This is a genomic window from uncultured Subdoligranulum sp., from assembly GCF_937890665.1.
This window is the reverse complement of the sequence record NZ_CALADU010000236.1, coordinates 1-7901: the sequence shown is the minus strand read 5'-3', so window position 1 is coordinate 7901 and position 7901 is coordinate 1. Positions and strand designations below refer to the sequence as shown.

Genomic DNA, 7901 nt, shown 5'->3' with positions numbered 1-7901 from the left:
CCAAAACCATTGATAGCAACTTTAACAGCCATAGTAAAATCCTCCCAAGATTTTATTGTATAACCTTGTGAGCGGTGTTTCCCGCTCTGCGGTATGATACTATTGTACCCTATTCTTACACAATCTGCAAGAGGGCTGTTATTCTTTTAACGCAAATTTTTCAAAAAAATTCTGATTTTTACCAAGGCGGAAGGATTTTCCAACCATTCTGGCGCGTAAACTGCGCAGACTAGACAAGAACGCAAACGGAGGTGATCCCCATGCCCAGCGATGATCCGGCCCGTGCCTTATTGGCAGAACAGGCCGCCTACGGTGTGCCGGTTCTGCCGCAGCTCCGCCTCGTATGTCTGGCCGAGGCACTGACCGCCCCGCCCCCCAGCCACGCACTGGACTTAAACGCCGAACTGGAAACCCTATGCACCGCTTTACAAGAGAGTGTACGCCGCCGCCCCGGCTGGCTGTATTTTGCCCCCACCAGCCACGCCGCTCCGGCCGCACTGCCCCGGGGGTTGCTGCATGCGGCATTGCTGTGCTGGATGAACGGAGTGCTGTCTGCCCCCGACGCCCACGCCGTATTACAGTTGGAAGCCACCGCTCATGCCGCCATTCTGGTTTTGCGGGGCGGCATGGGGCATCGCCTGCCTGCCGACACCCGGGCTTTGCTGCTGCGGCTGGCCGCAGTCTGCGGTGGCGCCGTGGTACAAAGCGGCGGCAACGGACCGTTTACTGCCGCCCTGCGGCTGCCGCTGAACCCGACGCTGCCCCAACGGCAGCCGCCGTCCCCTGCCGATCTGCTGTGCGACCGGTACAGCGCTTTACAGATATTTTTATCCGAATATTGTGCCGCACCAAACGAATGACCGGAGCCCCCAAGGGCCCCGGTCCTTTTTACATTTCTTCTTGCTCCGTGATGTCTTCTCCGGCTGCTGCCCACGCACAGACAAAGCCGCAGAGCCCCAGCGTACCAAAACCCAAGCCCGTCAAAAGATCGGGCAAAGTCAGCATACCGTAGGCCGCTTCGAACAACGTTTGGGGCAGCTCAAAGCAGGTACACAGCAGAAAACAACCGCTTCCCGTGGCAAACAGTGTATGGCCGCAGGGGTACTCCGGAACCAAAAACACCTTGAAGAGCACCACCACAAAGAGCAGCGCCGCCACCGCGCTAAGCACCCGTACCGTACAAGGCATCCGTGCCAGCGACGCCGGCACCATCTGAAAACGCCAAACCAACCGCCACAAGTAGTAGGCAAACACACCCAGAATCAAAAAGGGACTGCCCAACCGCTTATGCCGGATGCCATATCCCAGAAAAGCCCGTACCCCATACCAGAGCAGCCATACCCCGGCCAAAAGCGGCGTGATGGCGTCGGCCCATGCGGAAATTTGCGGATACCCGGTAAACGCCGCAGGGTTCTGTAAAGTGTACCGGAGCAAAGAGAGGGTCAGGACACCGGAAATCACCAACGCCAAGCCGGTCAGCAACATAAAAGCGCCCAACATCGGATTGGATTCCGCCAAGGCCGCCGGCTGTGCAGCCGCCCGCCGGGCAGGCAGGTAAGGCAGCAGCAACGCCGCCAGCCACGGAATATACCGCAGCCAGACACTGCCCTCGGCGGCAAAACCGGTGGCTGTATCGGTCCAGAACAGCAGATCTGCCACATGCAGACCGCCCAGCAACAGGCCGAAAAAGAGCAGCACAATCCCGTGCGGTCGTTTTTGTTTCAAGGCAGATTCCCCTCTTCCGTACGATGGTCTAACCCGCAGGGGATGCCGCATACCCTAGGACAGGCCCCGCGCAAAGTCTGAAAGTATTGTACCGCCGCGCCGGGCAAATTGCAAGAGTGAGGAATGGGAACCTTGAAACGAACACTTTTCTATACCCTATTGCTGGGGCTTTTGGCGCTGGCCGCCCCCTTCACCGTGCTTTTGCTGCCGTCACAGCGGGACACCCCTGTACCGGAATCCGCCGCGGCCACACCGGCCCCCGAAATTCCCGCCGTCACCCCGCCGCCTCTGGCTGCGGACCCCCATGCCGGCAACACCGATGCCGCGGCAGACCTAACCCTCTACGATGCCGCAGTGGGACAAACCATCACCGTACCGGTGGAGGAATTTTTGATTGGGACAGCAGCTTGCGAACTTCCGGCAGACTGGCCCGACGACGCGGTGTGCGCCCAGATGGTGGCCAGCCACAGCTATGCTCTCTCGCTGGGGAGCGAACCCATGCAGGTGAACAGTGCCCTATGCGCCGGCTGGACCGATGCGCAGGTCCTGCAAGCCCGCTGGGGCGACGACTTTACCGCGAACTATGACCGGCTGGCCGCGTTGGCCACCGAAGTCTGCGGCGCCCTGCTCTGCTATGAGGGCGCCCCGGCTGCAGCCTGCTACCACAGCATCAGCGCCGGACATACCGAAGCCAGCCAAAACATCTGGGTGACGGCCCTGCCTTACCTGCAAGGGGTCGATTCCCCGTGGGACAAAACAGTGCCCGACTATGCCGTAACCGTGACATACACCACCGAACAGATGACGACCCTGCTGCAAAATCTGGGACTGGAACCGGAGGGAGATCCCGCTGCTTGGTTCGGTGCCTGCCAATGGGACGATGCGGGCTATGTGGAGCGCCTGACGGTATGCGGCACTTCTTTTTCCGGCACCGCACTGCGTAGCGCCTTTTCGCTGCGTTCTGCCAGCTTTTCTGTCACCTACGACGGCGAGAACTTTGCGCTGACCACCTATGGATACGGCCATGGCGTGGGGATGAGCCAATACGGCGCCAAAGCCATGGCGGAGGGTGGTTCCACTTGGCAAGAGATCTTGACCTACTATTTTCCGGGCTGTACGATTTACCAATAAAAAATGCCTCCCGCGCAGGGAGGCATGGGGGTTATGAGGAAGAGGACAACGGTTTTTTCAGCAGTCCCAACAGTGCCGCGCCCAGCAGCGAACCTGCCGCCAGTGCCAGCAGAAATCCTGCCGGGTTGTGAATCAGCGCAATGAGGAACAAACCGCCGTGGGGGGCCGGACAGCCGCAGCCAAACAGTACGCTGAGGAACCCCGCCAGACCACTGCCCAACATGCAGGCAGGGCCTACCCGCAGCGGATCCCGCAGGGCAAAGGAAAGCGCGCCTTCGGTGACAAAGGAAGCTCCCATCAAAAGGTTCTGCGGGGCGGTGCGCTGCTCCGCCGGGGTAAAACGATTTTTAAACAGCAGGCAAGCCAACGCCACGGCGATAGGCGGCACCATACCGCCCACCATGACCGCCGCCATGATGTCGTACTGGTCGTTGACCAGCGCCAAGGTTCCCGTCAGGTAGGCGGCCTTGTTGATAGGCCCGCCGTAGTCGGTGGCCATCAAAGCCCCCAACAAAGCCCCCAACGCCAATCGGCTGTCGCCCTGCATACCGTCCAGCAGATCGCACAGCCAGAGATTAAAATGCCCCAGCGGAGGGTTGACCAGCAGCAACATCAAAAAGCCTACGCCCAGCAGGCTGAGAACCGGCGTCAGCAACCCGGTGCGGACCTGTTCCAGCGCCGGGGGGAGCCAACGTCCCGCAAAATTCAGCAGCCGGATCAGCAGTCCTGCGGCAAAGCCTGCCACCAATGCACCCCAGAATCCACTGGAAACCCAATTTTCTTCCGGTGCAATGGTCGTACCCAGTTGGGCCAGATACCCACCCATCAGGCCGGGCATGAAAGCCGGCAAATCCCCGATACTGTAAGCAATAAACGCAGCCAGCACCGGGTACATCAGCACAAAAGCCGCCCGCCCCACGGTATCCATCATATCGGTGAACGGGTCCGGCAAGCCCAGTTGGGCAAACAGTAAGGCAAAGGCGATGAGCACACCGCCTGCCACCACAAAGGGCAGCATATGGGAGATACCGCTCATCAGGTGGCGGTATGCTTCCCGCGCCAGTTCTTTCCAGTCGTTGGCCCGAAAACCGTCGCCGCCGCGGTATACCGGCACGCAGCTTTCGGCAGCCCGGTCCAACACGGCGCCGGGGTCCCGAATTGCCTCCCGTGCCGACACCGATACCATCCGTTTGCCCACAAACCGGGCGGTGGACACCGTACGATCCGCCGCCACAATGATGCAGTCCGCCCCGGCAATGTCCTCTGTCGTCAGCGCATCGCTGACACCTGCGGCTCCATTGGTCTCCACTTTTAGGCTGACACCCCGCGCTTGTGCGGCCTTTTGCAGTGCTTCCGCCGCCAAATAGGTGTGCGCCAGCCCCGTGGGACAAGCAGTGACCGCCACAAAACGCCAATGCTCAGGCTTACTGCTCTTTTGCGGCGGGTCCGGTTGGGGGGAGGGATTTTCCTGTTCGGCAATTCGGCGGCAAAAGGCGTCGGGGGTGTCCGCCTGCATCAAGCGGGTACAAAGTTCTTTATCCAGCAGCAAAGTAGCCAACTCTGCCAAAACCCGTACATGGAGGTCGTTGGCCTGCGCCGGGGCCGCGATCAAAAACATCATCCGCAGTGGGATGCCGTCCGGTGTGGGACAGGCCAATGGCGGGTCCAGCGTGATGGCTGCCAGCGCCGGGGCCCGTACCGCTTCGCTCTTGGCATGGGGAATTGCCATTCCGCCGCCCACACAGGTGCCGCCCAAGGCTTCCCGTTTTTGTACGTCCGCCTCAAAGGCTGCCACATCATCCAGATTGCCCGCCTGCGCCATCAGCTCGGTCAACTTGTGTACCGCCGCTTGCAGAGAATCGGCCTGATACCGCAAAGATACGCAAGCCGGCTGTAACAGATCGGTAACGTGCATGGGACGTTTTCCCTCCTGTCTGGTGGATGTTCCGTAAAAAAGGCGGCTCCGCCGCAGCGGAGCCGCCTTGTAAGGTGCAAAAGATCAGTTGAGCAGCGTCTTCTCGCTCTCGGGATCGAACAGATGAATTTTGTTGGTGTCCATAGCAACCACGACCTTGTCGCCACGACGGGACTTGGAGGTGGGCGCCACACGAGCCATCAGGTTCTGGCCCTTGTAGGTCAGGTAGAGGTAGATCTCAGCGCCCATCAGCTCGGAAACCTCAACTTCGGCGTTGATATGGCTGTTGGGATGCTTGGCCAAGAAGTCCTCGTCGTCCTTGATGTCCTCAGGACGGATACCGACTTTCAGGGTCTTGCCTACGTAGGCATCCAGCTTGCCGTCGGCAGTCTTTTCGGTGGGCAGCGGAATGATGGTGCCGGCCAGATCGATGGTGTACTGGTTGCCGTTCTTGTTCAGCGTGCCGTCCAAGAAGTTCATCTGCGGGCTGCCGATGAAGCCTGCCACGAAGACGTTGCAGGGGTAATCGTAGAGGTTCTGCGGGGTATCGACCTGCTGGATCAGGCCGTCCTTCATGACGACGATCCGGTCGCCCATGGTCATGGCCTCGGTCTGGTCATGGGTAACATAGATGAAGGTGCATCCAAGTTGGACAGAGGCTCGTCCAACAGGAAGACCGCCGGGTTCCGGACCATGGCGCGGCCCAGCGCTACACGCTGACGCTGACCACCGGACAAAGCCTTGGGCTTGCGGTCCAGCAGGTGCTCGATCTCGAGGATCTTGGCAGCCTCACGGACGCGCTTGTCGATCTCGTCCTTGGGCATCTTGCGCAGTTCCAGACCGAACGCCATGTTCTTGTAAACGGTCATGTGGGGATACAGAGCGTAGTTCTGGAACACCATGGCGATGTCACGGTCTTTCGGCGGGACGTCGTTGATCAGGCGGTCGCCGATGTACATCTCGCCGCCGGAGATTTCTTCCAGACCGGCGATCATCCGCAGGGTGGTGGACTTGCCGCAGCCGGAAGGACCGACGAAGACGACAAATTCCTTGTCGGCGATTTCAAGGCTAAAATCGGGAACGGCAACAACGTTACCGGGGTAAACCTTTTTGACGTGACGGCAGCTGATAGAAGCCATGACAAAACCCTCCAATATGGTATTTGTGCCCCGTGTGTGGGGCTGATTTACTTGACACGACTATAATAACAGGTTAAAATAGGTTTGAAAATAGCATTTTATTGATATAGGAGGGTGGAAATTGATTTTCGAGGCAGAAATGTACTGTGCCTGTGCGAAAACCGCCGAACTGGACGGCACCGACCCGGTTCAGTTGGTTGGTGCCGGCTTGTGGGTAGGGGTACTTTCCCGCGGGGTCTGTCGGCTGCAAGGCTGCGAAGTCCCGGGGCGCAGCGGAGATGTCCTGTTGGGCGCCGGACCGCTGGCGCTGGTCCCGGAAAGCGATTGCCACCTGTTGGCGGTGCGGTTGACCGGGTACTGCGCCGATGCCTACCTGCTGCGGCTGGGCGCCCCCCGCTGGGCGGACGGCGCCTCCTGCCCCGGGGCAGCCGAGCTGGTGGCCCAACTGCAGACCGCCGACAGCGCCGCCATGGCTTATGCCCTGTTGTGCGCCATAGCCAAAGCCGATGAGACAGCCCGCCCCCTGCCGCCGCTGGTTTCCGAAGCGGTGACAGCCATCCGGCAAAACTATATGGCCCTGTATGGGGTGGAGGAGCTCAGCGAGCAGCTGGGGGTGACCAAAAGTCATCTGGTGCGTACCTTTAAACAAGCGTTGGGAGTACCGCCGGGCAAGTACCTGACCACGGTACGCATCGAAGCCGTCAAGACCCTGCTGCTTACCGATGAACACAATCTGGAGATGATCGCCGGATTGACAGGTTTTTCCGGCGCCAACTACCTGTGCCGGGTCTTTAAGCGGGAGGTCGGGGTTTCCCCCGCCGCTTGGCGTGCTGCCGCCGCACCGCCCCCGGCCGTACCCAAATTGCCGCCCCGCAGCGAGGAGATGTTCGTATAACGCCAAAACAGGCGCAGCCTTTCGGCTGCGCCTGTTGTTCGTTGTGGCAAATTATTCGGCCGTCTTGTAGCCGTCGGGGTTGTGGCTCTGCCAGTTCCAGCTGTGGGCGCACATCTCCTCGATGCCGTACTGCGCTTCCCAGCCCAGTTCTTTCTTCGCCTTGCTGGGATCGCACCAGCACTCGGCAATGTCGCCGGGGCGGCGGGGATCGATGACGTAGGGCAGTTCCTTGCCGCAAGCCTTGCTGAAGGCGTGGATCACATCCAGCACGCTGTACCCGTGGCCGGTGCCCAGATTGCAGATGAAGAGACCGGGCTTTTCTTCCAGCTTCTTGATAGCAGCCACATGGCCGCGGGCCAGATCCACCACGTGGATGTAGTCCCGCACGCCGGTGCCGTCAGGCGTGGGATAGTCATTGCCGAAGACATGGACTTTCTCCAGCTTGCCCACGGCCACCTTGGCAATGTAGGGCACCAGATTGTTGGGGATGCCGTTGGGATCCTCGCCGATGAGGCCGGAGGGATGGGCACCGATGGGGTTGAAGTAACGCAGCAGCGCCACATTCAGCTCGGGATCGGCATGGCAGCAGTCGGTCAGGATCCGCTCGGTAAAGACCTTGGTGGTGCCATAGGGGTTGGTGGTGCCGCCCACGGGGAAGTCTTCCCGGATGGGCACGCTGGCGGGGTCGCCGTACACGGTGGCCGAAGAGGAGAAGATAATGTTATGGCAGTTGTGGCGGCGCATAACATCCAGAATGTTCAGCGTGCAGGCCAAGTTGTTGGAGTAGTACTCGATGGGCTTGGAGACGCTCTCACCCACGGCCTTGTAGGCGGCGAACTGGATCACACAATCGATGTCGGGGTTGGCGGCAAAGATCTTTTCCACCGCCTCCTTGTCGGTCATATCCGCTTCCACAAAGCGGAAGTCCTTACCGGAGATCTTCTTGACGCGGGCCAGTGCCTCAGGGCAGGAATTGTAGAAGTTGTCCGCAACGACGATGTCGTATCCCGCGGCCAGAAGTTCCACGCAGGTGTGGCTGCCGATATAGCCGGCGCCACCGCTAACCAAAATTGCCATACCAATCGTCTCCTTTATG

The 7901-nt window shown here is 60.0% G+C and carries 6 protein-coding genes and 1 pseudogene; 3 read left to right on the top strand and 4 right to left on the bottom strand.

The window, feature by feature from the left end:
* Positions 1–260 precede the first annotated feature (260 nt).
* Positions 261–860: a hypothetical protein gene (locus tag Q0526_RS13265; RefSeq protein ID WP_298734457.1), complete on the top strand. Its 600-nt coding sequence runs from the start codon at positions 261–263 to the stop codon at positions 858–860.
* 28 nt (positions 861–888) lie between these two features.
* On the opposite strand, the gene Q0526_RS13260 is transcribed toward Q0526_RS13265, so the two are convergent.
* A complete protein-coding gene (locus Q0526_RS13260; RefSeq protein WP_298734453.1) occupies positions 889–1725 on the bottom strand; it encodes a hypothetical protein in 837 nt (278 codons plus the stop codon).
* 132 nt (positions 1726–1857) lie between these two features.
* On the opposite strand from Q0526_RS13260, the gene Q0526_RS13255 reads away from it, so the two are divergent.
* Positions 1858–2856: a SpoIID/LytB domain-containing protein gene (locus tag Q0526_RS13255; protein WP_298734451.1), complete on the top strand. Its 999-nt coding sequence runs from the start codon at positions 1858–1860 to the stop codon at positions 2854–2856.
* Between the two features lie 31 nt (positions 2857–2887).
* Here the strand turns inward: Q0526_RS13255 and Q0526_RS13250 are convergent, their stop codons facing one another.
* Positions 2888–4771 carry a fructose-specific PTS transporter subunit EIIC gene (locus Q0526_RS13250; RefSeq protein WP_298734449.1) on the bottom strand — a complete coding sequence of 628 codons (1884 nt, stop codon included), beginning with the start codon at positions 4769–4771 and terminating at the stop codon, positions 2888–2890.
* Between the two features lie 84 nt (positions 4772–4855).
* A pseudogene (locus tag Q0526_RS13245) lies at positions 4856–5910 on the bottom strand (ATP-binding cassette domain-containing protein).
* 121 nt (positions 5911–6031) lie between these two features.
* On the opposite strand from Q0526_RS13245, the gene Q0526_RS13240 reads away from it, so the two are divergent.
* Positions 6032–6805, top strand: a complete 774-nt coding sequence (locus Q0526_RS13240) for an AraC family transcriptional regulator (protein WP_298734447.1) — start codon at positions 6032–6034, stop codon at positions 6803–6805.
* Between the two features lie 51 nt (positions 6806–6856).
* On the opposite strand, the gene galE is transcribed toward Q0526_RS13240, so the two are convergent.
* Positions 6857–7882: a UDP-glucose 4-epimerase GalE gene (gene galE / locus Q0526_RS13235; protein ID WP_298734445.1), complete on the bottom strand. Its 1026-nt coding sequence runs from the start codon at positions 7880–7882 to the stop codon at positions 6857–6859.
* Between the last annotated feature and the right edge of the window lie 19 nt (positions 7883–7901).

Excerpts from the sequence above, each read along its gene's own strand:
- Q0526_RS13265 (WP_298734457.1), top strand. The coding sequence starts at position 261 with ATGCCCAGCGATGATCCGGCCCGTGCCTTATTGGCAGAACAGGCCGCC.
- Q0526_RS13250 (WP_298734449.1), bottom strand. The coding sequence starts at position 4,771 with ATGCACGTTACCGATCTGTTACAGCCGGCTTGCGTATCTTTGCGGTAT.
- galE (WP_298734445.1), bottom strand. The coding sequence starts at position 7,882 with ATGGCAATTTTGGTTAGCGGTGGCGCCGGCTATATCGGCAGCCACACC.